Annotated in this window: 22 protein-coding genes; 8 read left to right on the top strand and 14 right to left on the bottom strand. The window is 61.8% G+C overall.

Translation table 11 applies throughout. From position 1 onward, the window contains the following. Window positions 1–55 precede the first annotated feature (55 nt). Together PXH66_RS19245 and PXH66_RS19240 are read right to left on the bottom strand one after the other, a co-directional pair. On the bottom strand, window positions 56–970 hold the full coding sequence (locus PXH66_RS19245; protein ID WP_330930883.1) for a hypothetical protein: 915 nt from the start codon (window positions 968–970) through the stop codon (window positions 56–58). After that, window positions 967–2,376 carry a sulfatase family protein gene (locus PXH66_RS19240; protein ID WP_330930884.1) on the bottom strand — a complete coding sequence of 470 codons (1,410 nt, stop codon included), beginning with the start codon at window positions 2,374–2,376 and terminating at the stop codon, window positions 967–969. Before PXH66_RS19240 ends, PXH66_RS19245 begins: the two co-directional genes overlap by 4 nt. A 400-nt stretch (window positions 2,377–2,776) precedes the next feature. Between PXH66_RS19240 and PXH66_RS19235 the strand changes: the two genes are divergently transcribed. After that, a complete protein-coding gene (locus PXH66_RS19235) occupies window positions 2,777–3,379 on the top strand; it encodes a hypothetical protein (RefSeq protein ID WP_330930885.1) in 603 nt (200 codons plus the stop codon). An 87-nt stretch (window positions 3,380–3,466) separates the two neighbouring features. On the opposite strand, the gene PXH66_RS19230 is transcribed toward PXH66_RS19235, so the two are convergent. Beyond that, window positions 3,467–5,200 carry a PQQ-dependent sugar dehydrogenase gene (locus PXH66_RS19230; RefSeq protein ID WP_330932120.1) on the bottom strand — a complete coding sequence of 578 codons (1,734 nt, stop codon included), beginning with the start codon at window positions 5,198–5,200 and terminating at the stop codon, window positions 3,467–3,469. Window positions 5,201–5,327: 127 nt separating this feature from the next. On the opposite strand from PXH66_RS19230, the gene PXH66_RS19225 reads away from it, so the two are divergent. Together PXH66_RS19225 and PXH66_RS19220 are read left to right on the top strand one after the other, a co-directional pair. Beyond that, a complete protein-coding gene (locus PXH66_RS19225) occupies window positions 5,328–5,648 on the top strand; it encodes a hypothetical protein (protein WP_330930887.1) in 321 nt (106 codons plus the stop codon). A gap of 155 nt (window positions 5,649–5,803) precedes the next feature. Beyond that, window positions 5,804–6,256: a cupin domain-containing protein gene (locus PXH66_RS19220; RefSeq protein WP_330930888.1), complete on the top strand. Its 453-nt coding sequence runs from the start codon at window positions 5,804–5,806 to the stop codon at window positions 6,254–6,256. 45 nt (window positions 6,257–6,301) lie between these two features. Here PXH66_RS19220 and PXH66_RS19215 read toward each other — a convergent pair whose 3' ends face one another. Both PXH66_RS19215 and PXH66_RS19210 read right to left on the bottom strand, forming a co-directional pair. Beyond that, window positions 6,302–7,561 (bottom strand): Gfo/Idh/MocA family protein, encoded by a 1,260-nt coding sequence (locus tag PXH66_RS19215; RefSeq protein WP_330930889.1) that lies wholly within the window; start codon window positions 7,559–7,561, stop codon window positions 6,302–6,304. Between the two features lie 119 nt (window positions 7,562–7,680). Then, entirely contained in the window at window positions 7,681–8,907 is a 1,227-nt protein-coding gene (locus PXH66_RS19210; RefSeq protein ID WP_330930890.1) for a nucleoside permease, read from the bottom strand. 345 nt (window positions 8,908–9,252) lie between these two features. Here PXH66_RS19210 and PXH66_RS19205 point away from each other — a divergent pair, with 345 nt between their 5' ends. Further along, complete coding sequence (locus PXH66_RS19205; protein ID WP_330930891.1) at window positions 9,253–9,765, top strand: hypothetical protein; 513 nt, start codon at window positions 9,253–9,255, stop codon at window positions 9,763–9,765. Between the two features lie 122 nt (window positions 9,766–9,887). On the opposite strand, the gene PXH66_RS19200 is transcribed toward PXH66_RS19205, so the two are convergent. From PXH66_RS19200 to PXH66_RS19165, 8 genes are all read right to left on the bottom strand, one after another. Continuing rightward, window positions 9,888–10,313: a hypothetical protein gene (locus tag PXH66_RS19200; RefSeq protein WP_330930892.1), complete on the bottom strand. Its 426-nt coding sequence runs from the start codon at window positions 10,311–10,313 to the stop codon at window positions 9,888–9,890. 154 nt (window positions 10,314–10,467) lie between these two features. Beyond that, the gene (locus PXH66_RS19195) at window positions 10,468–11,517 is read right to left on the bottom strand and encodes a 3-oxoacyl-[acyl-carrier-protein] synthase III C-terminal domain-containing protein (protein ID WP_330930893.1); all 1,050 of its coding nucleotides are present in this window, start codon (window positions 11,515–11,517) and stop codon (window positions 10,468–10,470) included. 8 nt (window positions 11,518–11,525) lie between these two features. Then, entirely contained in the window at window positions 11,526–12,566 is a 1,041-nt protein-coding gene (locus PXH66_RS19190) for a hypothetical protein (protein ID WP_330930894.1), read from the bottom strand. Continuing rightward, entirely contained in the window at window positions 12,563–13,207 is a 645-nt protein-coding gene (locus PXH66_RS19185; RefSeq protein ID WP_330930895.1) for a class I SAM-dependent methyltransferase, read from the bottom strand. Before PXH66_RS19185 ends, PXH66_RS19190 begins: the two co-directional genes overlap by 4 nt. A 54-nt stretch (window positions 13,208–13,261) precedes the next feature. Then, window positions 13,262–13,711 (bottom strand): energy transducer TonB, encoded by a 450-nt coding sequence (locus PXH66_RS19180; RefSeq protein WP_330930896.1) that lies wholly within the window; start codon window positions 13,709–13,711, stop codon window positions 13,262–13,264. 75 nt (window positions 13,712–13,786) lie between these two features. Beyond that, on the bottom strand, window positions 13,787–14,608 hold the full coding sequence (locus PXH66_RS19175; RefSeq protein WP_330932119.1) for a hypothetical protein: 822 nt from the start codon (window positions 14,606–14,608) through the stop codon (window positions 13,787–13,789). A gap of 66 nt (window positions 14,609–14,674) precedes the next feature. Continuing rightward, window positions 14,675–15,217 carry a gluconate 2-dehydrogenase subunit 3 family protein gene (locus PXH66_RS19170; protein ID WP_330930898.1) on the bottom strand — a complete coding sequence of 181 codons (543 nt, stop codon included), beginning with the start codon at window positions 15,215–15,217 and terminating at the stop codon, window positions 14,675–14,677. 65 nt (window positions 15,218–15,282) lie between these two features. After that, window positions 15,283–16,992 carry a GMC oxidoreductase gene (locus PXH66_RS19165; RefSeq protein WP_330930899.1) on the bottom strand — a complete coding sequence of 570 codons (1,710 nt, stop codon included), beginning with the start codon at window positions 16,990–16,992 and terminating at the stop codon, window positions 15,283–15,285. Between the two features lie 245 nt (window positions 16,993–17,237). On the opposite strand from PXH66_RS19165, the gene PXH66_RS19160 reads away from it, so the two are divergent. The 3 genes from PXH66_RS19160 (at window position 17,238) to PXH66_RS19150 (ending at window position 19,986) form a co-directional block, all read left to right on the top strand. Beyond that, window positions 17,238–18,356, top strand: coding sequence for a ligand-gated ion channel (locus PXH66_RS19160; RefSeq protein WP_330930900.1), 1,119 nt, complete (start codon window positions 17,238–17,240; stop codon window positions 18,354–18,356). A gap of 195 nt (window positions 18,357–18,551) precedes the next feature. Further along, on the top strand, window positions 18,552–19,142 hold the full coding sequence (locus PXH66_RS19155) for an acyloxyacyl hydrolase (protein ID WP_330930901.1): 591 nt from the start codon (window positions 18,552–18,554) through the stop codon (window positions 19,140–19,142). An 82-nt stretch (window positions 19,143–19,224) separates the two neighbouring features. After that, window positions 19,225–19,986, top strand: coding sequence for a polysaccharide deacetylase family protein (locus tag PXH66_RS19150; RefSeq protein ID WP_330930902.1), 762 nt, complete (start codon window positions 19,225–19,227; stop codon window positions 19,984–19,986). Window positions 19,987–19,988: 2 nt separating this feature from the next. Here PXH66_RS19150 and PXH66_RS19145 read toward each other — a convergent pair whose 3' ends face one another. Then, on the bottom strand, window positions 19,989–20,702 hold the full coding sequence (locus PXH66_RS19145; protein WP_330930903.1) for a TVP38/TMEM64 family protein: 714 nt from the start codon (window positions 20,700–20,702) through the stop codon (window positions 19,989–19,991). 161 nt (window positions 20,703–20,863) lie between these two features. Here PXH66_RS19145 and PXH66_RS19140 point away from each other — a divergent pair, with 161 nt between their 5' ends. After that, on the top strand, window positions 20,864–21,817 hold the full coding sequence (locus PXH66_RS19140; protein WP_330930904.1) for a chorismate transformation FkbO/Hyg5 family protein: 954 nt from the start codon (window positions 20,864–20,866) through the stop codon (window positions 21,815–21,817). Window positions 21,818–21,821 lie beyond the last annotated feature (4 nt).

The following is a 21,821-nucleotide window of genomic DNA, read 5'->3' as shown; positions in this document are numbered from 1 at the left end:
TGAAGGTCGACACGGTGCCACCCTGCCACGCGCCCACCGGGGTCGCAAGGGTCGATCAGCGTTTGAGCCGTTGGCGCCCGCTGATGATGACGGTGAACGCACGATTGTCGGCCCCGGCGGCCAGCCGAGGGGTGAGTTGCTCCAACTCGATGAACGGTTCGTGTCCCCCGAGAAACACCTGCGTATTGTAGCCCTGTTCGGGCTCGCCGACGATTTGGCCCGACATTTGACCGGGACGAAGACGAAGCGTGAACGCGTTCAGGTGGCCCTCGAGTGTCGTGGATTGCAGGCCGATTTTTTCGGTCGTTTCGGTCGGCAGCACGCGCACCAAGTTGGCGTCGTGAAGGACGAATTCGGGACGATCAAACGTCTTCACGAATTCCGGTCGCAGGTAAAACGGAAGCAACACGTAGCCGTGAGGCGCATCGGCGGTCGGTGCGGGCACGAAGGTCACGCGGAAGCCGTGGGGCTGTTGCAGGATGTGGACGATTTGCACCGCTCGATCCGATTCGCCGGAGACAGAGGCTGTCGCGTGGAGCTCGTCACCAAACCATTGATACTGTCGGTTGAGATCGGGCCAACCGAGACCGGTGGGCGGTGGACGCAGCGTCAAAGTAGTCCCGTCATCGGACACGGTTGCTGCCGCCGCTGATTGCTCCCAAGCGGCAGGTGGAGGCCAAAACGTGGGCCACTCGGTTTGCGGTCCGAGCCACAAGCGATGGCCGCCCCAACCGAGCGCGGTGTCGCGGGTGGCCGGAGCGAAGAGCAAGTTGTCTTTCTCTTCGGTTGATACTCCGAAATGCACGAGGCGCCCGCGCTCCAGTGAAACGATGGCACTCCATTTGCCGCTCTCCGAAGTGGCGACGTGGGCGGCTTCGCCCTGCCAAGTGGTGGTCGACCACGACGTCGCGCTGAGCGGAGCGATTGCGACGCTGATGACGGTGAGAAATATGGAAATGGCCGGTTTCAAAAATCCCAGAAGGCTTCGCCGTGTTGTTCGGTCAGGTGTTCGAAGTGAGAGTTGTCCGCCCGACTCCGAATAGGAATAGGCTCCGGAAAGGGGCCCTTGTTGGCGTGGAGCGCATTCATGGCGGCGAGCATGGCCTGCGCTTTGTCGGGGTGAGTCGTTGCGAGGTTGTTGGTTTCGCCGGGGTCGTCGCGCAGGTTGATGAGTAGCAAAGGGTGAGCGGCCACACCTTTTTTCCAGCGGGCACCACTGAAGCCATCGTAGGGCAGTTTAATCTTCCAGTCGCCCCGGCGATAACCGTGGAGCGCCATGTCGTCGGCATTATAGTAGATGAACTCGTCCCGGCCGGTGCGAGGTCCGGTGCCCTGGAAAACCGGCAGCAGACTCTCGCCGTCGTAGTCACGATCGTCGGGCAGGGTGGCGCCGGTGATTTCGGCCAGCGTCACCATCCAGTCGGTCATGACGGCGAGGTTTTTCTCCACCCGACCGTCGTCTTTGATGCCGGCCGGCCACATGGCCACGGTGGGCACCCGCATGCCACCCTCGAAGGTATACATCTTGCCTTCCCGCAATTTACCGGGAGATCCGCCGTGGTCGCGCATGACTTCCCACGGACCGTTGTCGCTGGTGAAAACGACGAGCGTATTTTCAAGCAAGCCGCGTTGTTCCAGCGTGTGCAGAATTTCGCCCACGCTCCAATCGATTTCCTGAATCACATCGCCGTAGAGTCCGCGGTCGGACGAACCCTGAAACTCCGGCGACGCATAGATCGGCACGTGCGGCATGTTGTGTGCGAGATAGAGGAAGAACGGACCGTCCTCGTGTCGCTCGATGAAGCTGATCGCCTTCTCCGTGTAGGTGCGGGTGGTGTAGGTTTGGTCGACGCGAAACTCCGCGACCTCGTTGCCGGCGAGGTAGACGACGCTCGCCATGTCGTTGCTGTAGGGGATGCCGAAATACTCGTCGAAACCACGCTGAAGCGGTAGGAACTGATGGTGGTGGCCGAGGTGCCACTTGCCGACGATGCCGGTGGCGTAGCCTTGGTCGCGCAGCATTTCGGCCATGGTGTATTCGGTCGTGGGCATGCCGGTGAAGGACTCGGGAAAAAACACGCCGACGATACCCATGCGCTGCGCGAAGCGACCCGTCAGCAACGCTGCGCGCGACGGCGTGCACACGGACGAGGCGGAGTAAAAATCGGTGAACCGAATACCCTCGCGCGCCATGCGATCAATGTGGGGCGTCTGGATGTCGGTCGCCCCGAAACAGCCGACATCGCCGTAGCCCAGATCGTCGGTGTAGATGACGATCACGTTGGGATTGGAAAGATCACTTTCGGCGGCGCCAGCCAACGCCGCGAATACAAGTGCCGCCATGGTGGCGGCGAGACGAAGGGGTAGTTTTTTCATGATCTGATGCATCATGAGGATGAAGGGATTTTGCGTTTGAGGACGGACGGAAATACGCGATCCAGCGTAGCGTGAATTCACGTGGGGACGTGCGGTCATTTATGCCGCACGGAACCACGGTGAAGTTCGTTCGAACCGTTGTCACCCTTTCCGTGCAGAACGCATCTTCGGCCGGTGGTTCGCACTGCAAATGTCTCGAATTTTCGGAGATGTCATTTTTTCACAAATTTTATAAGTAATTAAATATGAATATCTTAAATAGGTATTTGGCAGGGTTGGCATCGGGGAAGCAATAAGGGAGGAGCTCAATCAAATACGTCTGTCGTCGGATTCGCTGGCTGCCCCAGCGCTACACACCCCCGCCGCAGTCCAATCCCAAACAGCCAAATCATTCCTACTTATGAAAACCAAGACCACGTTCTCTTCCTCCGCCCTGTTGATCGGTGCCGCGACTGCCGCGACGACCTTGTTTGCTGGTCAACAGGCCGCTTCCGTTTCCTCGCTCATGACTCCCGCCGAAGTCAAGGTGGCAGCCACCGAAGGCGTCGAAGTCAGTGAGATCGACTCGCTGGAAATTATCGAAGCCTCGGCTCGCGGTTCGGCCTCCAAATCGATGGAAATTTTTGTCGCCGGTCGCGACCTCTCCGACCGCGAGACGATGCGCATCGTGCGTCGCTTCTCGGCGTCGATTGCGCAAGGTGCCGTGACGGGATCGGGCGGCTTGGTGACGGCGGGTGTGGACGGAGCCCACGATTCCGAATCTGCCGCAATTCTCGCAGCCCGAGCCGCGAACAAGGGTATCGTTGAAGGTATCGAATCAGTCGTGCACAACCAGACGGGAATCGACCACGACGATCTCATGCTGAACATCCAACGCGGCATCATGATCGGTTCGCGTGCCGGAGCGATGGAAGCGGGCGTGAGTCCTTGGGTTGTGGCCTTCGCCTTGCAGGAAAGCAGCCGCGAAAATTATGGTTTCCACGCGCCCGACGCCGGTCGCTAAATTCGCCGCCCTTCATTCAAACAAACTTCACACGCGCCTCCTTCTGCGGAAGGGGCGCGTTTTTCGTTGGTTCATGGCACCATCGGTTTAGGGCAAACTTGCCCGGACCACCCGCCGGATCATGCCGTCGTCTTTCGTCATCACGAACAGGTCACCGTGACGCGGATCGTAGCTGACGCGCAAGTGCGCGCGGTCGACGCCGGCGAGGGTTTTTACCGACGTGGGCTCACCGGCTGCCGTCACGACCTTGAGTTCGTAGATCGTGTGGTCATCGAGCGATTCGCCGATGTTCATGCAGAAGAGGCGGCCGTTGACGATGTCGCCGAAGACATACTTGCCGCGCAGCAGCTCCAGTGGGCCGTGGTAGACGTAGCCGCCGGTCACGGCGGTGCCGTCGTCGTGCATGTATTCACCGTGTGGAGACCGATGGGGAGCAAGTTCGGCGGCGGTCGCGGGCCAGATGACCGTGGGGTCGTCGAGCACGTCGAGGCGGGCCGTGCCCTCCAGTTTGCCCACGCCCCAGCCGTAGCCCCAACCGGGCTCGATGAGGTTGACCTCCTCGACGTTGGATTCCCCGATATCGACGGCGATCATGCGTTTACCCTGGGGCGTGATATCCCAGCTCATGCGGTGCGCGTTGCGGAAGCCGTAGGCCCAGATTTCCTGGCGAACCGTGGGATCGTCGCTGCCCGCGAACGGGTTGTCAGGTGGGATGCCATAACGGCCATTGCGACCATTGGTGCCCGTCGGATCGATGCGCATGATCGAGGTGAGCAATGTGCGCGGGTGACCGGCGATATCGGGGCGCTTGATATTGATCGCGCCGCCGTCGCCGTGGCCGATGTAGAGCAGCCCGTAGTCGGGGTCGTCCGGGCCGGTTACGGGAGCGAAGGCGATTTCCTGACTGCCGTGGGCGGTGGTCGGCGTGACCCAGCGCATGACTTCGCGGCGCGTGCCAGCAAAGGTGGCGGCCAGCGGCTCGTGAGCGTGCCATTCCGTGAGCACCCAGGCGAGGCGCGGACTGGCATCGGCCGGGATGTGGTCGGGGAGATCGTCGGGGTTGATGCAGTCTTCGCCCAGCCAAAGCTCGGCATGGGTGGTGTAGAGCAATCCGTTGGTGAGAAAGGCCGGGTGAAAGGCAAATGCCCCGAGCCCCGTCGCGACCCCCGGTTCATAGACGAAGCGCGGGAACCGGCCGCGCACGTCGAGGAACGTGTCCACGACGCCATTTTTGATGCGATAGATGATTCCCATGAGGTCGTTGACGAGCAACGCATCGTCGTCGCGTGGATCGGGCCGCAGCAAGGCGATGCCTTTGTAAGCGGGACGACCGGGCAGGCGGGGGATTTGGGCAAAGTCTTCCAGCTCCACCACGATCCCGGAGTCCACGACCCGGGGAATCAAACGCGATGCGGATGCGACCGGCGGGTTGAGGTCGACTGTGAATGGGGTGAGATCACGGGCTTCGGTTTCGGTGTCGAGGTAGGCGAGGATCGCGGCGATTTTTTCGGCTCCGAGAAAGGCAAACGGCGGCATCGGAGCCTTATGGCGCGCGAGCAGCGCCGCGGCGCGTGGATCGGCGGAGGCGAGGACCTTCGCCGGATCACTTATCCAGGTGGTCAGCTCCTCGGTCGAGAGCAGCCGCGTGATTCCGCCGAGTGGTGGCCCGAACGAATCAATCGTCAGTTCGTGGCAGGCCCCGCAGTGTTGCGCGAACAGTTCGCGGCCGACGGCTGGGGTAATCGTGTCAGCCGCGAGTGCGGCGGGCGATAGGGCGAGGATTCCAACTGTGACGAGGAATGTAGGGGCGACTTGGGGCAAGATCGTCAAACTGGCAGGCTGATTCAGCCGGGCAAAGACCTTGCTTGCTGAAAGTGCAGCAGTTGCGGCCGGGATTTCGAATGGGTTCACCGCTTTCCTTCGGTCGCAGAGTAGGTAAGGTGGCATCATGGAAATCCGCCTTTTGCGCCTGCCTTTCAAATTCAATACCCCCGATGGGGAGATGGAAGTCACGGTGCGCCCCAACGCCGCTGCGGGCCCCAAGGAGAAGTCGGGTCAATATGCGGCGGCGGCGGCATTTATCGGGCATGGCCCGCGCGCGTTGGAGCGGATCCGCCTCACGCCGCTCGCGGCCACCCATAGCGAAGTGATGAAAACGTTGGTCACCGGCTTTAAAATCAACCCGGAAGCGCATGACCCCGATACGATCGACTACCGGGTGCTGACCGCTTTATGCACCGCCGATGGCGTGCACGAAGTCGAGGACTGAGCCGATGTTTAGGTCAATCGCGGCCTACCGATCTGGCTGATCGGAGCGCTGGGCAGCCTCTCACTTGGCGGTCGGCAGGGTTGTTGCACGTGAACCTAAATCACGCGACCGCGGCGTCGTCAGGGTCACCGGTCTGAAGTTGAATTCAGAGCAAGATGTTACCTCGCACCCTGTTTCTCGTCGCTCTCGTCGGTTCGCTTTCGTTTTGGGCCGGCACGCATTGGGCGACTCCCGCCGCGGCCCCGGAAGATCTCGCCAGCGCTATTCTGCGTCGCGCGGATGCCCGCTTGGCTTCCGGCGATTGGGGGAAGATTCAGATCTATACGCCAGACGACACCCCCACGTTTGGCACGGTAAGCATGCTGACGGCCGAACTGGAGTTTCTGCCGGGCCAGCAGCTCCAACCACCGCATCAGCATGCCGACGAGGAGTTTCAATACATCATCGAAGGCACTGGCACCTGGACGCTCAATGGCGAGGAGATCCCGATTCAGCCGGGCGATTTGATGTATTCAAAACCCTGGGACTGGCACGGGCTTAAAAACACCGGGGAAGTGCCGCTGCGTTTCTTCGTCGTGAAGTGGCGCAGCAAGGAGGCGGGTGATTGAAAAACAGTCGGGCAACCGAAGGGTCGTTGATCCGGAGCGAGCGTATCAGTCTCGTGGATTCCATGCCCCGCGGGCGACGGCGGGGACGAAGTCAGCGAGGTCGTCGGGTTTCCACGCGATGGTGCGGCCTTGTTCGGCGCTCATGTAGGCGGTCATGAGAATCTCCACGACTTCGAGGCCGTCATCAAAGGTCAGCGCGGGAGTGCGGCCGTCGAGAAAGGCCTGCACGACGTGGCGGTTTTCGTTCTCGTAGCCGTATTCGGCGACCTCGTTGCCGACGATGGAGAGTAAGCCTTGTTCGGCGTTTTGCTTCTCCACCAGATCTTCGCCGGCGGGTCCTGTGACTTCGCGGCTGAGGAAGAGTTTGGCTCCGCTGTCGAGGGAGTTGTAGGAGAAGGAATACTCGGGGCCGAGGAGCTCGGAACTGAGCCGCAGGCCGGCACCGACGTAGCTCCATGACGTGGTCACTTCGCCGATGAGCGGGTTACCGGCGTCGTCGATGTATTCGATGGTGGCGCGGGCGAAATCCTCCGAAGGGCGCTTCGTGTAATCTACGGCCGAGCCCTTGGCGGCAGTAAGCGCGGTGGCATATTCCGGGCGCGACCATTTGAGACTGTGGATGTGGCCGGTGATGGCGACGGGGCGAATACTGGAGCGTGGCGCGCCGGGTTTGGTGAGCAGGAAGCGCGTTACCTCCACGCTGTGGCACATCATGTCGTTGAGCACGCCGCCGCCCTGCAGGTCGCCCTGCCAAAACCAGGGCGAATGCGGGCCGCTGTGTTCCTCGGCGGCGCGGGCGAGGTAGGGGCGACCGGAAATGGCCGCGCCCCGATCCCAAGCGAGCCCATGACCTTTGGCGAGGGCGGGGGTGAACAGTTGGTCCTCGAGATACGCGTGCAATACGCCCGCCTCGCGGATGAGTTCCACACAGCGGCGGGCTTCGGCGACATTGCGGGCGAGGGGTTTTTCGCAGGCGATGCCTTTGAGCGTGCCTTGGCCGGCTTTGAGCGCGGCCACGATTTCCTCCAGGTTTTCAACGCGCCGGTGGTTGGGTCCGCAGAGCCAGAGCGCGTCGATCGCAGGATCGGCCACCATGGCGGTGATGGAGGCATAGGGCTGCGTGTCGCCGAGGCGCAATTCGCGGGCGAAGGTTGCGGTGGCCGCGGCGTTGTCAGCGTTGGGACTCCAGATGCCGAGCACATCGGCGTCGCGGACCGCTTGCCAGGATTGCAGGTGAAACCGGGTCATGAAACCGCTGCCGACAAAGCCGACACCGAGGCGAGGAGAAGGGGTGGAGCGAGGCATGATTACAGCAGGAAAGAAAATGGATTGAGGTAGGAGCGAGCTCGCTCGCGATGAACACGGAGGTGTGGTCGAAACCGTCGAGGCAGGAAATCGACCACCAGCTGGCTTCTGCAGGGTAACTACGCTGGTGGCGTGGCCTTTGGCTCTTTGAAGGCGAGGGCGAAGATGACAATCACGGCGGTAGCCATGCCGGCGGGCCACATCCAGATAGCGGTCCAATCGCGCGTGACGACGTCGGCCAACGTGGTGCTGTGGTGGTCGACCACGAGGCCGGACAACCACGTGCCAATCAACATGCCCACGCCGTAGGTGATGAGGGTGATGAAGCCCTGCGCGCTGGCGCGGGTTTCCGGTGGCGCGGCTTGATCGACGTAGATCTGACCGGTGACGAAGAAGAAGTCGTAACAGATGCCGTGCAGCGCGATGCCGATGTAGAAGAGCATGAACGTCTGGCTCGACGCGCCGGCGGCAAACATGCCGTAGCGGGCGGCCCACGCGGCCATACCGACGAGCAGCATCCACTTGAGCCCGAGCCGGGCGAAGCACAGCGGCATGATGAGCATGAAGGCGACTTCGGACATTTGCCCGATGGTCATCTTGCCGGCGGCATTGACGACGCCTTGTTCGTTTAGAAAGGCGTTGGTGAAGTTGTAATAAAACGCCAGCGGGATGCAGAGTAGCAGCGAACTGAATACGAAGACGGCGAAGGAGCGGTTTTTCAGCAACGCGAGGGCCGGTAGTCCGAGCACGTCGGAGACAGCGACCTTGTGACCGGCGGCGCGGGGCGGCGTGTGCGGCAACAGGAAGGAAAAGCCGCCGAGTAGGACGGAGCAACCGGCGGCGATGCGCAGGGGCGTGGCCTGCGCTTCGAGTCCCATCACACCGACAATCCAGCCCGCCGCGATCCAGCCGAGCGTGCCGAATACGCGGATGGGTGGAAATTGGGTTTTGGTATCGGTGAGCTGGTGAAAGGAGACCGTGTTGACCAACGCCAACGTGGGGCTGTAACAGCAGGCGTAGGCGAGCAACGCCCAGAACAACGTGCTCGGGTCGTGCAACGTGGAGGCGTAGTAGAGCAAACCGGCGCCGACGAAGTGCAGCACCGCGAGGACTTTCTCGGCGGCGAAAAACCGGTCCACAATCAGGCCGACCACAAACGGCGCGACGATCGTGCCCCACGGCATCGCGCTGTAAGCTTGGGCGGTTTCGGTGCCGGTGAATTCCCGCGTCGAAAGCAGGTAAGTGCCGAGGGTGACGAACCACGCGCCCCAGATGAAGAATTGCAGAAACATCATCACCGACAGCCGGAGGCGCACGGAGGTGGGAACGGGCGGGGTCGTAGTCATGGGCAGGGGCGGAAATTGGCGCGAAGTCTACGCTGCGACGTCGCGACGATGAATCAACGAAAGGCGAGCATACAAAGATCGACCGGTCCGTCCAGTAGCGGATTGAGTCACGGTCGAAAGCGAGGGAACAGCTACGATCGGACCACCGACGGAGGGTCGACTCAGGTGGTGGTTTGGAACTCGGTTGGCAAACAAACCCGGTTGCCTGACGGCGCGTGCGCCATGCTACCCATGCCATTGACTTTGCATATAATATTTGTGTATAAAATAAGTGTATATTCGAGCCCCCTCCGACGAGGGGGCAAAGATGTATTAGCAAATTAAAATCATACCCCAGGTCGTATTATGAGTAATAAAAACTTCATCGTATTGTGGGCCGTTTACGGCACCAAAGACAGGAGCACGGACGTCTCGAAAAAGGTTCAAGGTTTCGTGGAAAAACATTTTTTAAAATACATGCAGCACCCCTTCGATGTGCCTCCTCCTGATTTTAAGGTTCACAACGATATGCTCGGCGATCCCGACCCCGGTCACTCCAAACATTTTGCCATGAGCTACAATTACAATGGGATGAACATGTATCGTGCCTGCGCTGAGGGCGAAACGCTCGATCTCAGTCAATGTAACAATATCTATATTGAGGGAGCGATTTATGGTGCTAAAAAAGGAGGTTTTGATGTCACTCAAAAAGTGAGGCAGATGGTGGATCAGGTCGGAGAAACAAAAATCAGGGCGAGCAATCACAACTTCGGTGATCCGGCCCCCGGTAACGGCAAGCACTTGGGGATTGTCTACAGAGTCGGCAACAAGACCTTTCACCGAGCTTGCAAAGAGGGACAAACACTCCAGCTGAGTTGACCTGGAGCTCTTGCATGAGGATGGGGCACGCCCATTGTGCTTCGGGCGCGCTCCATTCCTTTTGAGTGAAGCGTCAGGGCGCGAAGTAGCGACCGATGTGGCCAGCTGGATGTTTCATCAACTCACGAACTTTCGGAGGCCGCCGAAGTTGTTGCGACCAAGGCCGTGAGGGTCGTGATGTGATCGGTAATCGAACTCTGAATTTCCGGGGGAAATCCCGCCCGCGCACTCTGGTGATAAAAGTAGAGCGCCTTCCCGGAAAAAATTCGGCGCGAGTCGTCGTCCGTTGCCATCTCTGCCTTGGTGCGAAAAAGCTCGGCGGTTAGAAAGCATTTTTCGCTCACGAGGCGCTCGGAGTCCGCGATGAGTCGGTGCAACTCCTCCACCGGCAACGTGAACAAAACGACCGTGGGCAGTCCGATCCATTGACCTGAAAGGTCCTCCATCTCCACTTGGAGCTTTTCCGCTGGCATGTTCTTGCCGGTCGCGGCTCGAGCCAGCGCGCCGAGTTGTTCGATCATGGCCAAAAGGTAGTCGCGTCGGATCATGGGCAGGGGCGGAGCGTAAAGTTGGAGCCAGTCAATGCAAGCGATGCTAAATACACCTGAGGCTCGGCGCCGAAATGTAGGAGCGGGCTTGCGCGCGATGAATGCGGTGGGGTGGTCCCCGGGGATTTCGGATTCCTCGCGCGCAAGACCGCTCCTACACCCCGAGGCGGCAACTGTGGGCGCTGAAGCCTGCGCCAAAGGCGACGAGCCACCAATCGGTGGTGTCGGTGGGGACGTCGGTTTTTAACGCTTCCTCCAGCGCAAACAACACCGAGGGGCTGCTCATGTTGCCGTGACGTCGGAGGATCTCGCGGGTGGGCGTGAGGTCGTGATCAGGGAATTTGGCTGCCACGGCGTCGATCACGTCTTTGCCGCCGGAATGGGGAACGATGCGGGTGATGGGCCGTGCGGATGGCGCGGAGGCGACGGTGCGCGCGTGCAGATCGGCCACGGCGTGGGCGGCGAGTTCCGGCACGGTCGATGTGAGTAAATTGCGCAGTTTCCCGTTGCGGTGTTCGAAGCGGATTTGATCGCGATTAGCGGGGTCGTGCAGCGTGTCGAACCCATGACACCGCAGCCCCGTCGGTCCGGGTTGACCGCGCCAGATCGTGGCGGCGGCGCCGTCGCCGAACAAACAAGCGCTGATGATCACGCCGGGGTCGTCATCGAGATAAAACGCGGCGGAACACACCTCCACCGCGACGCACGCGACGACCGCGTCGGGATTGCGAGCGAGGATGCCATCGACCGAACGCAGCGCCGGAATGGCGGCGCCACAGCCGAGTCCGGCCAGGTCCTGCAGGTAGGCGTCCGGTCGCAACCCGAGTTGTTCGGCCACGTAGCTGGTGACGCCGGGGCACAGGTAGCCGGTGCACGTGCAGATCACGAGCGCGTCGAGATCGGTAGGGGCGAGGCCGGCTTGCGCGAGGGCGGGGGCCAGTGCCGCGTGCGCCAGTTCGGGGGCCGCGCGGCGAAACTCGGCGTTGAGCTCGTCAGTATCCAAATCGAAGATACGCTCGATCTCGCTCACCCCGAATTGCCGGGACGCCACGCCGGAGTCGCCGCGCAAAATCGTGCGCAGGATGAGCTGGCTGCGGCGGGTGAGTCCATCGCGCACGGCGGCCGATTCGCGGGCGATGTTCCAGCATTCGGCTTGAGTGAGCGAGAGGATGGGATTGGCGGTGGCGAGAGCGTGGAGATACATGGGCGAAATCAGTGGAGAAGGCCGTAGACCCATCGCAGGGGCAAAAGGTCTCGCCGGGCCAGGACGGCCAGCAGGTGTTGGCGTTTCGGGGTGAGCAACCAGCCGTGCAGGTGCTGCGCGCGGCGAAGTTTGGGGAGGAGCTGTCGGCGATGCCGGGCGGCGATTTCCCGCCGGGTCGAGGCCCAGTCCCGCTCGCCTCGCGACCAGGCTTGCAGTGGGCCCACGGCGAGGGCGGCGCTTTGGAGGGCGATCGTCATGCCGTGGCCGGTGAATGGCGGAATAAGGGCAAAGTGGTCGCCCAACGGGGCGGACTCGGGCGCGGCTCTCTCGTGGCGGTAGTTGAGCCCGGCCACGGTGCACAGGGAGGCGGGATCGGCGGAAGCCGACATGAGGCGTTCGGCGAGCGTGGTCAGTCCGGCAGCCCGCAGTTGTTGATCGAGGGGGTTGGCGGCGGCGGGTGGTTTCGAACGGACGTTGCCCCGGTGGAACAAGCCGCAAACATTGATCCGGTCGCCCTCGATGCGGGTGAGTCCAACGTAGGCTTGCTGGCCCAGGTGGAGCTCAAGGTCATCGCTCAACGTCAGCCCGGTGAAGTGCATTTTCACGCCGAGCCAAGGGGCACTCAAATCGGGCCGACGGCCGGTGGCCGTGATTCTTCCTTCGGCGGGCGTGGCCGTTGGTCGGCTGTTTTCGATGAGCTCGCCGTCGTTGGTGACCAACGCCTGCGCCATGCGATGATCGAGCGCAAAGCGACTGAGGCACCGAGCGGGCTCCGGCAGACGGTGGCGGTGGGTGGTGCGGTCGGCGCGATACCAGGCGACCGTTTCGGCGGAGCGGGCATCTTGAAGCAGCGGACCGAGACCGAGGGTTTCAATGGTGTGATCATCGAGCGAGGTGATGAATTCGCCGCACACGCGGTGTCGCGGATAGGTGCCGGCTTCGTGCACGATGACGGGCACGTCGACACGGCGCAAACCGAGTGCAAGCCCCAGCCCGGCGAGGCCGCCGCCAATGATTTCGACCGGGCGATGTCGGGTCGGCGCGATCATGGCGTGGAGCGCGATTTTCGCGCGATGAAGCGGTAGGTGCCGAGCGGATGGTGGACGATCTCCCATTGCCAGATTTGTGAATCCAAGCCGAGGAATCCCGGGAGTTCGGTTTGACGGAATCCGGCGCAGATGCTCACGCGGCCATCGTGACGACTGACGGCGTGGGCGCGCATCGCCGCGCAGAGCAGGGCGAAGCCGGATCGAAACCCGGGAGCGCGCCACGGTTCGCAGGCGACAATGACGCGCGCGGTGTGATTCCAGATCGCACCGAGTTGGGCGAGTTGCGGCGCGGTGAAATGGTGGAGGAAAAAGTTCGCCGCGATCAGATCGTAGTCGACCCACCGATCATAGCGCAGAACGTCGTGCTGATGCCATGTTTGGTCGGCCGGCCAACCGGAGGGCGCCGGACATTGGTCCAGGGCATCGAGTCGGTGTGCGCGGGCGAGCGCGCCGTCGCCGGCTCCGATTTCGAGAGCGCGATTCGGCGTGGTGTCGAGGAGCAGACGAGGGAGGGTTTTCCGCCACCAACGATTGTTACCCAACAGACGGTTGAACCAGACGAGGTCGCGACGGCTGTGACGCGCGGCCGGGGAATCGGGCGAAAGGGAGTCGAGTAACTCGGGCGTGACCGTGCGATCCACGGTCGAAGGGTGCCCACAATGCGGGTGGCGTCAAACGGAGCGCTCGTGGCGCTCTTAGCGCTGCGGCCCAAAGTGGGGGGTGTTGTCGACCACGATGGGCACCATCACGGCGTATGCGATGGCGCGACCGTCCACGTGCTGCACGGGAAAGATCCACTTCCGCACTGATTTTAGCGCGGCCTCCTCGATGTCGGCTTCGGCGTTGCTCATGGCAATTTGCATCTGCATGACACCGCCCTGGCGATCAATGAGGGCACCGATCAAAACCGTGCCGCCGCGACCTTCCTTTTTCGCACGGCGGGGCGAGTAGACTTTGAACTGCTGCAGCGGCTTGGCTTCCTTGCGAATTTCGTAGACCGGATACAACACGCCCGCGACCTCGATGGTGTTGCGCGGCTCCGCGTTTTTCTCCTCGGCAGGTTCATCGGCTGCAACCGTGCGCCCGGCAACGGCAAGCAGGCAAAGGGTGAGCAGAAGTCGTAACGAAGGCAAAAGGCGAGGCATGGCGGGAAGGCGGAGTCACTCAATCTCCTATCTGGCTCGCTGGCAAATCGAAGCGGCATTCCGGGATCAGCCGGGTCACGGATCGAGCGCGGTGGGGAGCGGTGGAATATACGTTTTTGATCGGTGTTCCCGGGCCACGAGCTCGCGACGACGAACCCAGAACAGGATGGCTCCGAGGGGAAACGAGACCGCCCATACCCACGAGGTGCCGGGGCCGTTCGCGATGACGGAGACGCCGCCAATTTGGATGCTGAGGAGGCGCAGGCCTATTTTTCCTGAACCTGTGTCGACCAGGATTTGACCAAACCCGACTAAAATGAAGAGTGCCCACAGCCACTTGCGGCGCTTAAACGGGGTGCGCAGACAGACGATAAACGTGACCACGATCCCTCCGAGCACCACGGCGGCCAAAGAGAGGATGATGGCGACGGACGGTGAAAAACGGGGCGGCCTGATCATACTCACCCACGAACTGGATGACGATCGGGGCGCGACTTGGATGATCTTCAGGTTGGGGGTTTCGGTTGCCGAATACTCGAATACCACCCGAGCGACGACCCACGTGTCAGGATAGTGATATTCGTAGATCAGATCGTGGCGGGCGCGGCGGGCGGAACCCGTTACCCGCCATTTCGATTGATAGTTGATGAGTTCGCGGGAGAGGAATTTCCCGTTGGGGAAATGCTGCCGCATTTCGAGGAGCTTGATGGGGAGATCCGGTGATCGCTGCGGTGAGTCGATATCGCGGGTGATTTGATCCAAATCGCCAGCCAACAGCGCATCGAGATAGCCGATGGCGACGGCTTCGATGCTATCGTCGGCGATGAGACCGATCCATTGTCGCGGTCGGCATGAGGTCCCGCTTAATATGACCAGCACTGCGACGATGAGCCCCACGCTTCTCCCGGAGAGGGACCATGCCGGGGGTTTCATCGCGGATGCCGGGGTAGGCCAGGGACGGGATCAACCCTCGGCCCAGGCGATGTTGTTGACCTCGGAGACGGGCATGTCCGGGTCGTAGCGACCGGGGACGGGGTCGTAGTTGAGGACTTGTTTGGCGCCGACTTCGGAGGTGAAGAAACCCTGGAGGACCAATGCGCGCAACTGCCGCCAGAAGCCGCGTTCGGTCTCACGCTCGATCAACGCCTGGAGTTGGGCATCGGCCTGATCCGGCGTGAGTTGCGCAAACGGCGCGCCGAGGGCGGACCGGCTGGCGCGGTTGACGTTTTCCAACCCCTGGGCGAAGGAGGTCGCTTCGTCGTCATGCATGAAACGGCCGTAGATCGTATCGACGAATAAGGGCACGTCGGCGTCGAGCGCGCCGGGCGTATCGGTCGCGGGCAGGATGCGGTCGGCCATCGCGCTGACGGTGGCAAACTGACCGGTGGTGAGGTAGCGACCGCTGTCGGTTCGAGCGGCTTGCGCGAGGGCGCGGGTGATGGCGGCCGGGTGGGCGGCGACCCCGAGCAGCAGGGCGGTGCGTTTGAGAGCTTCGCGACGATTCATACCAAGTTTGAAGTAAGAAATTTAAAGTAGGAAGGAGGAGGCGGAGGACTGAAAGCTGACCGCTTTTACAGGTTCATCTTGGTGAGTTCGCCGACGGCGTGGTCGACGGCGCGGGCGGTGAGGGCCATGTAGGTGAGGCTCGGGTTGACGCAGGATGACGAGGTCATGCAGGCGCCGTCGGTCACGTAGACGTTGGGGGCGGCGTGGACTTGGTTGTGCGCGTTGAGCACGGAGGTCCGGGCATCCCGACCCATGCGGGCTGTGCCCATTTCGTGGATACTCAGGCCGGGGTTGCTGTTGGGCGCGTCGTAGGTGGAAATGTCCCGGGCTCCGGCGGCCTCGAGGATCTCGACGGTGGCGACCGCCATGTCCTGGCGCATGTTCGCTTCGTTTTCCCCGTAGCCGCAATCGAACGTGACGGTGGGCTGGCCCCACTTGTCGCGCAGGTCTTCGTTGAGATAAAGGCGGTTGGCGTGCTGGGGCAGATGTTCGCCAAACGCGGTCATGCCAACGCGCCAGGGGCCGGGTTCGATGAGGTCGGCCTTGAAATCGGCCCCGAAGCGTTCGAGTTCGGCGATGCCCCGCGACCAGTTTTGGCGGGAACCGCTGCCTTGGAAGCCGTAGCCGCGCAGGAAGTCGGAATGCTTGGTGGCGGCGCTGACATTGCGGAAGCGGGGAATGTAGAAGCTCCCCGGGCGACGACCCTTGTAGTAACGGTCGTTGAAGCCGTCGATGAGGCCAGACCCGCCAACCCGGAAGTGATGGTCCATGAGGTTGTGACCGAGCTCGCCCGAGTCGTTGCCGAAGCCGTCCGAGAAACGATCGGATTTCGACTTCAGCAGGATCGAGGTCGATGCGATGGCGGAGGCGCACAGGAAGATGACTTTGGCGTAGTAGTCGAAGGTCTCGTGCGTCTCGGCATCGACGATGCGCACGCCGGTGGCGCGGCCGGAGTCGGCGTCGTAGATGAGCTCGTGAACGATCGAGAACGGACGCAGCGTGAGATTACCGGTGGCGTAGGCGGCGGGCAGCGTGGAGCTGTTGCTGGAAAAATAGGCGCCAAAGGGACATCCGCGCATGCAGCGGTTGCGGTATTGGCAGGGGGCGCGGCCGGGTTTGGCCTCGGTGAGATTGGCGATCCGGCCGTTGGTCAGGATGCGGTCGGAGAAGTGGGCGGCCACGCGTTTTTGCACGTGAGCTTCCACGACGTTGAGAGGCATGGCGGGCTGGAACTGGCCGTCGGGCAACTGCGACAACCCTTCGCGCGTGCCGTTGATCCCGACCCATTGCTCCACGTAGTCATACCATGGGGCGACGTCGGCGTAGCGGATGGGCCAGTCGACGCCATGGCCGTCGCGGGCGTTGGCTTCGAAATCAAGATCACTCCACCGGTAGGAATGGCGACCCCACATGAGGGAGCGACCGCCCGTATGGTAGCCTCGCATCCAGTCGAACGGCTGGTCCTCGGAGTAAGGGTTGTCGATGTCGTCGACAAACCAATGCGCGGAAGTCGGGCTGGTGGTGTAGCCGGTGCGCGCCTGCTTGAGTTGGCGGGCCTCCTGTTCCGGTGTGCGGCGATTGCGGCCCTCGAATTCCCACGAGTCCATCATGGCGGTGGGATACTCGCCGTGTTTGACGTCGCGCCCGCGCTCCAGCACGAGGGTTTTGAGACCCTTTTCGGTCAGTTCTTTGGCGGCCCAGCCGCCACTGATGCCGGAGCCTACTACGATGGCGTCATAAGTATGCGCCGCTTTGCCTTTGGTGGATGGAGTCATGCGGGGTTCGGAGGTAGAACGAGTTAACCTCGCGCAAGGAAACGCACGTCGGCCCACCTGTCCACCGTGATACTCGTTAACGTGTCAGCAAGGGATGCCGCGGCCTGATCGGCGGGGCGTGGGACCCTCAACCGCGGGAGCCAGACGGGCGAAGGCGCGGGGTTGCGTTTGTCGTGACCTGGTCAATAACGATGATCCCGGCTCCGGTATTCTAGCTGCGGTTCCCATTCAACCTCATCCGCATCGTGTCGCATCGCACTCTTTGGTTTATTTCGCTGACTCTTAGCCTGCTTTTCGTGGCGGGGACGGGATTCATATGGCATGGGGAAGTGGCAACCTACGAGTCAGATCCGCAGCAGTTGCTCAACCAAGCCCAGGTCGATGCGGTGATGGAGGCCTGCGTTAAAATGCACCCCGACCAGGCTGGTTTTCTGACCATCCCGACCGGCGTGTTCATCCAGTCGCTGGAGTTTGTCAGTGCGAGTGATGTCAATTTCACGGGTTACGTGTGGCAGCGTTACGCCATGGATCTGCCACCGACAGTCACGCGGGGCTTGGTGTTTCCCGATGAAATCGAGTCCGCCATGACTTGGACACGGGAGGCGTATCGTCGGCGGGACGGAGATGTCGAGGTCATCGGCTGGTATTTTGATGTCACGGTGCGCCAGCCATTCGACTATTCGCGCTACCCGCTCGATCGACACGATGTCTGGTTGCGATTGTGGCATGCGGATTTCGATAAGAACATCATCCTGACGCCGGATTTTAATGCCTATCGATCGACGGCGAAGGGCGAGGCCTTCGGCTTGGACCAGAAAATCGTTTCCGGTCTGTGGCAGATCAACGAGACGTTTTTTGGGTATCAGCACGCCGACTACGACACGAACTTTGGCATTCCGGACTACGTGGGCCAGGAGCACTTTCCCGAGCTGCATTTTAACGTCGTGGTCAGCCGGCGGTTTTTAAACGCCTTCATTGTGAATCTGATCCCGCTGTTCATCGTCGCGATTTTGTTGATGTCGATCCTCTTGACGACGACGGCGGACAAGGAGAAAGCGGAGACGTTTGGCTTCTCCACGTCCGGCGCGATCGGGGCGGCATCAGCGCTCTTTTTCGTGGTAATGCTGGGGCACATCCAGCTGCGGGAAACCCTGACCGATGCCCCCATTGTCTACATCGAACAGTATTATTTTGTCATCTATGTCGCGATTCTGATGGTCGCGCTGAATGTGTATCTCTTCACATCGGGAAATCAGCGCGGGGTGTTCCGAGTGCTGACTTATGAGCATAATCTCATCCCGAAACTGATCTATTTCCCCGCGATCACCGCATCGCTTTTTGCGATCACCGTGCGGTATTTCTGAGGCGTCGCGAAGTGCGTTGGGGTCGCCTCTGGGCAGCCCGGAAAGTTCCTTTGCGGCCCTGCCTTCACTGATGACGGCAGCGAGCCCGGCCGATGCACTGCTCTCGGTTGGTGCTTGCGATCTGGGCGGGTGAACGGAGGCTGCTTCTCACCGCGTTTCGATCTGCTACGATCAAGTTCGGCTACCCTTGCGCGTATGCAATTTTTCTACCGAACGGTGATCCTGGGGTTCGCGCTGACGGCGGCGCTGCGCGCTGCCGATGAGGTTGAAGTGCCGCCGTGGTCGATCGGAACCATCAGCACGGAGACCGGGATGCTCTGGCAGATCGGCACGGGCACCCCGCTTTCCTATCGCTTGGTCCCGACCCAAATCGCCTGGCGATCGGGAGCGATAGTTTCCCATGCGTTCGCGAACGGCTCGCGCGTGGTGTTGCGCCATCGCTTCGGGCTGATCGGCACGTGGGTGCAGCAAGGGCCGGAGTCCTTTTATGCCGGATTGACGGCGTCACCTTCGATCGAGTGGTGGGATAAATCCGGCACGTGGGCGCTCTATGCGGGTTCGGGCGGTGGGGCGGGGGTGATTGATTCGCGGGGGGTGCGCGGGGGTCAGGGGCAGGATTTCACGTTCAACTGGTTTATCCGGGGCGGAGTGGAGCGGGTGGTGTCGCGAAATTACACTGTGACCGCAGGCATCCTCTACCAACATATGTCCAATGGCGGGCAAACTGATCCCAACCCCGGGATCGACGCCCTGGGGTTCACCCTCGGGGTTTCGCGATCGTATTGATGTAGGAGCGCGGTGCGCCCGACCGCGCCGCCAACGGAAGGGGGTTGCGCCTGACCGGCGGTTGGGGAATGTCCCAGCGTTGATGCGGTCCTCTTTCCTTTGGGCAATTCTTCTGACCAAACTGGCCGGTGTGGTGGGCTGGTGGGTCATGCCTCCGGGGGTCGCGGCGGTGCTTTTCTTCGGACCGGATTTTGCGGTGGTTTACCAATTGCTGGTTCCGTCGAGTCAGCAGTTGTGCCAAGTAGTCCGTCGATTCGAAACGTCGCGTCGGGAGATCTGGTTGACCATCGACGACGGACCGGATTCCGAGGATACGCCGCGGATACTCGACCTGCTGGACCAGCACGGCGCTCGGGCGACGTTTTTCATGATCGGTGCCCGGGCGGAGCGTTACCCGGGGTTGGTGGCGGAAGTGGTGCGGCGCGGTCACGACGTGGGTTGCCACACCTATTCGCATCCGGTCGGCACATTTTGGTGTGCCGGTCCGCGGGAAACGGAGCGGCAGATTGTGGATGGGCTCAGGGCTCTGGGGGCGGCCGCTGCGGCAGCGAGAACGTTTCGAGCCCCTGTAGGCATCAAGTCACTCTTTTTGGCGCGGGTGCTGGAGCGACATGATCTTCGTTGCGTGGGGTGGGACGTGCGCGCCTTCGATGCCCGAGCCCGCCATCCCGATCCGGTGGCGGTGCGGGTGCTCCGGCGGGTGCGTCCGGGCGCCATTATATTGATGCACGAAGGGCCGCAGATGTTTCCGGCGACACGTGTCAACGCCTTGGCGTTGGTCTTGAAGGGACTTCGGGATCAGGGATATGCCTGCGTTGTGCCGCCGGCCGCGAAGTGGCGGTAACGTCACGCTTTCGGGGTCAACCGTCGGCGCACGACGTGAATCAGTGTGCCGACGACCAGTAACAGCGCCCCCGCGCCCACGGCGGCCATGGGATCCCGGCGGGCGATGGCGTCGCCAAACAGCACCAAGCACGCGATGTAGCCCAGCGGCACCAGCGTTGAGATGAGCAGGTAGATGCTGAATCGCACCCGCATCAAACCCAGCAGGTAGCTCTGCAAAAAGAAAGGCGGTCCGGGCACGATTCGCACGATCAACGTCGTGATCCACGCGGATCGCTCGCTGATTTCGGGCAGGCGATAGCCCATCCATGTCACCAGCCGCGTGATCGTCGGGCGCAGCAACCGGGCGGAGATCCAATACGACAGGGCGACGTTGATTGCCACGGCCAGCGCAGCGCAGGCGATCACAGCACCGCCACCCATGGTCGGACCAAACAGCGGTCCCGCCGTGACCGTGAACGGGGACAACGGAAAACCGAAGACTGGCAACAACGCCATCGCCCCGAAAAAAGGCAGGGGACCAGCCGCCCGGCAGGCATCAAACGCGGTGTTGGCGTGGGCACGAATTTCCGCCCCCAGGCCGGGAGGAGCGACGAGGGTGGCGATCGCCGCAGCGGCTCCAAGCCCGACCAGCACCCCCAGCAGACGCTTCCGGGAACGTTTAGGGGGAAGGGTTACAACGGTATTTGAATCGGCGGTGGGAGAGGGGTCGCGCATGGTGACCGCGCCATCTTCGAGTCGGTCGGGCTTCGTTTCAATCCGACGAATCGGCAAATCGAGCTCTCAAAGGCGTGATCGACCACATCGGATCGGGAGGGGATTGCGGGTTGACCGGGTCAGACAGGGTGGCTGTTTACTCCCTGTTTCAACCGCATGACATGGCTACCAATTTCAACGCATCCGACTCGCGTCCTCTGACGATGCGGACGACTGAGACCGACGCGTTCCGGGTTCTCGTGGGAGCGAATCGAGTCGGCTCCTTCAATACCGGTATTGCCACGTGGGACGGCCCCGCCGACGAATGGCTGCTGCCCCAGGCACGCGCCGCGGGTCGATCCGGAGGGTTCACGCTTTTCGCCGATGATCATTGGTTGGTGGGAGGCGCGAGGGTGGACATCGCCTCGCGATACGAACAGACCACCCAGCGCGTTTACACGGATTTGTTGGCGGCGGCGCACGGCTGGAACTTGGCCCGCATTTGGAATTACGTGCCGGAGATCAACGAGGCGGGGCCGGACGGACTCGAGCACTACCGGGCTTTTTCCCGCGGTCGCTCGATCGCCTTTGAGCAACACTTTGGTCCCGACTTTGCCTCCAAGGTTTCCTCCGCTTCAGCGGTGGGCTGTCCGTCCGACCATCTCACCGTGGTCTTCGCGGCCACCCGGGCGCCAACCCGTCACCTGGAAAACCCATTGCAGGTTCCCGCCTACCATTATCCGTCCACCTACGGGCCGCGGGCGCCCAGTTTCGCCCGCGCGACAATCGTCGATGGGGAGCGCCGCATGTTGTTCATCTCCGGCACCGCCGCGGTGCGCGGTCACCAAACCATCGCCCCCGGCGACACCATGGGGCAACTGGACTGCACGCTGGAAAATTTGGCGGAAATCACCCGTGCCGCGGATCATGTGGCGACCGCCGCGCAGGCCCGTCATTTCAAGGTCTATCTGCGCCATCCCACCGATCTCCACGCGGTGCGAACCGAGTTGACGAAACGCCTGCTCCGATCGACCGACACGGTCAGTTATCTCCATGCCGACATCTGCCGGGATCACCTGAACGTCGAGATCGAGGTGACCCTGGGCGACTCACCGTTTGCGCGGCAATCGGCTTAGGGCA

It is taken from the genome of Synoicihabitans lomoniglobus (assembly GCF_029023725.1).
Classification (GTDB): domain Bacteria; phylum Verrucomicrobiota; class Verrucomicrobiia; order Opitutales; family Opitutaceae; genus Actomonas; species Actomonas lomonigloba.
The sequence above is the reverse complement of the archived record's forward strand: the minus strand, read 5'-3'. Positions and strand labels throughout refer to the sequence as shown.

Coding starts and splice junctions, on each gene's coding strand:
- PXH66_RS19240 (WP_330930884.1), bottom strand. CDS start 2,376: ATGAAAAAACTACCCCTTCGTCTCGCCGCCACCATGGCGGCACTTGTA.
- PXH66_RS19235 (WP_330930885.1), top strand. CDS start 2,777: ATGAAAACCAAGACCACGTTCTCTTCCTCCGCCCTGTTGATCGGTGCC.
- PXH66_RS19225 (WP_330930887.1), top strand. CDS start 5,328: ATGGAAATCCGCCTTTTGCGCCTGCCTTTCAAATTCAATACCCCCGAT.
- PXH66_RS19220 (WP_330930888.1), top strand. CDS start 5,804: ATGTTACCTCGCACCCTGTTTCTCGTCGCTCTCGTCGGTTCGCTTTCG.
- PXH66_RS19215 (WP_330930889.1), bottom strand. CDS start 7,561: ATGCCTCGCTCCACCCCTTCTCCTCGCCTCGGTGTCGGCTTTGTCGGC.
- PXH66_RS19210 (WP_330930890.1), bottom strand. CDS start 8,907: ATGACTACGACCCCGCCCGTTCCCACCTCCGTGCGCCTCCGGCTGTCG.
- PXH66_RS19205 (WP_330930891.1), top strand. CDS start 9,253: ATGAGTAATAAAAACTTCATCGTATTGTGGGCCGTTTACGGCACCAAA.
- PXH66_RS19200 (WP_330930892.1), bottom strand. CDS start 10,313: ATGATCCGACGCGACTACCTTTTGGCCATGATCGAACAACTCGGCGCG.
- PXH66_RS19195 (WP_330930893.1), bottom strand. CDS start 11,517: ATGTATCTCCACGCTCTCGCCACCGCCAATCCCATCCTCTCGCTCACT.
- PXH66_RS19190 (WP_330930894.1), bottom strand. CDS start 12,566: ATGATCGCGCCGACCCGACATCGCCCGGTCGAAATCATTGGCGGCGGC.
- PXH66_RS19180 (WP_330930896.1), bottom strand. CDS start 13,711: ATGCCTCGCCTTTTGCCTTCGTTACGACTTCTGCTCACCCTTTGCCTG.
- PXH66_RS19170 (WP_330930898.1), bottom strand. CDS start 15,217: ATGAATCGTCGCGAAGCTCTCAAACGCACCGCCCTGCTGCTCGGGGTC.
- PXH66_RS19165 (WP_330930899.1), bottom strand. CDS start 16,992: ATGACTCCATCCACCAAAGGCAAAGCGGCGCATACTTATGACGCCATC.
- PXH66_RS19155 (WP_330930901.1), top strand. CDS start 18,552: ATGCAATTTTTCTACCGAACGGTGATCCTGGGGTTCGCGCTGACGGCG.
- PXH66_RS19150 (WP_330930902.1), top strand. CDS start 19,225: ATGCGGTCCTCTTTCCTTTGGGCAATTCTTCTGACCAAACTGGCCGGT.
- PXH66_RS19145 (WP_330930903.1), bottom strand. CDS start 20,702: ATGCGCGACCCCTCTCCCACCGCCGATTCAAATACCGTTGTAACCCTT.
- PXH66_RS19140 (WP_330930904.1), top strand. CDS start 20,864: ATGGCTACCAATTTCAACGCATCCGACTCGCGTCCTCTGACGATGCGG.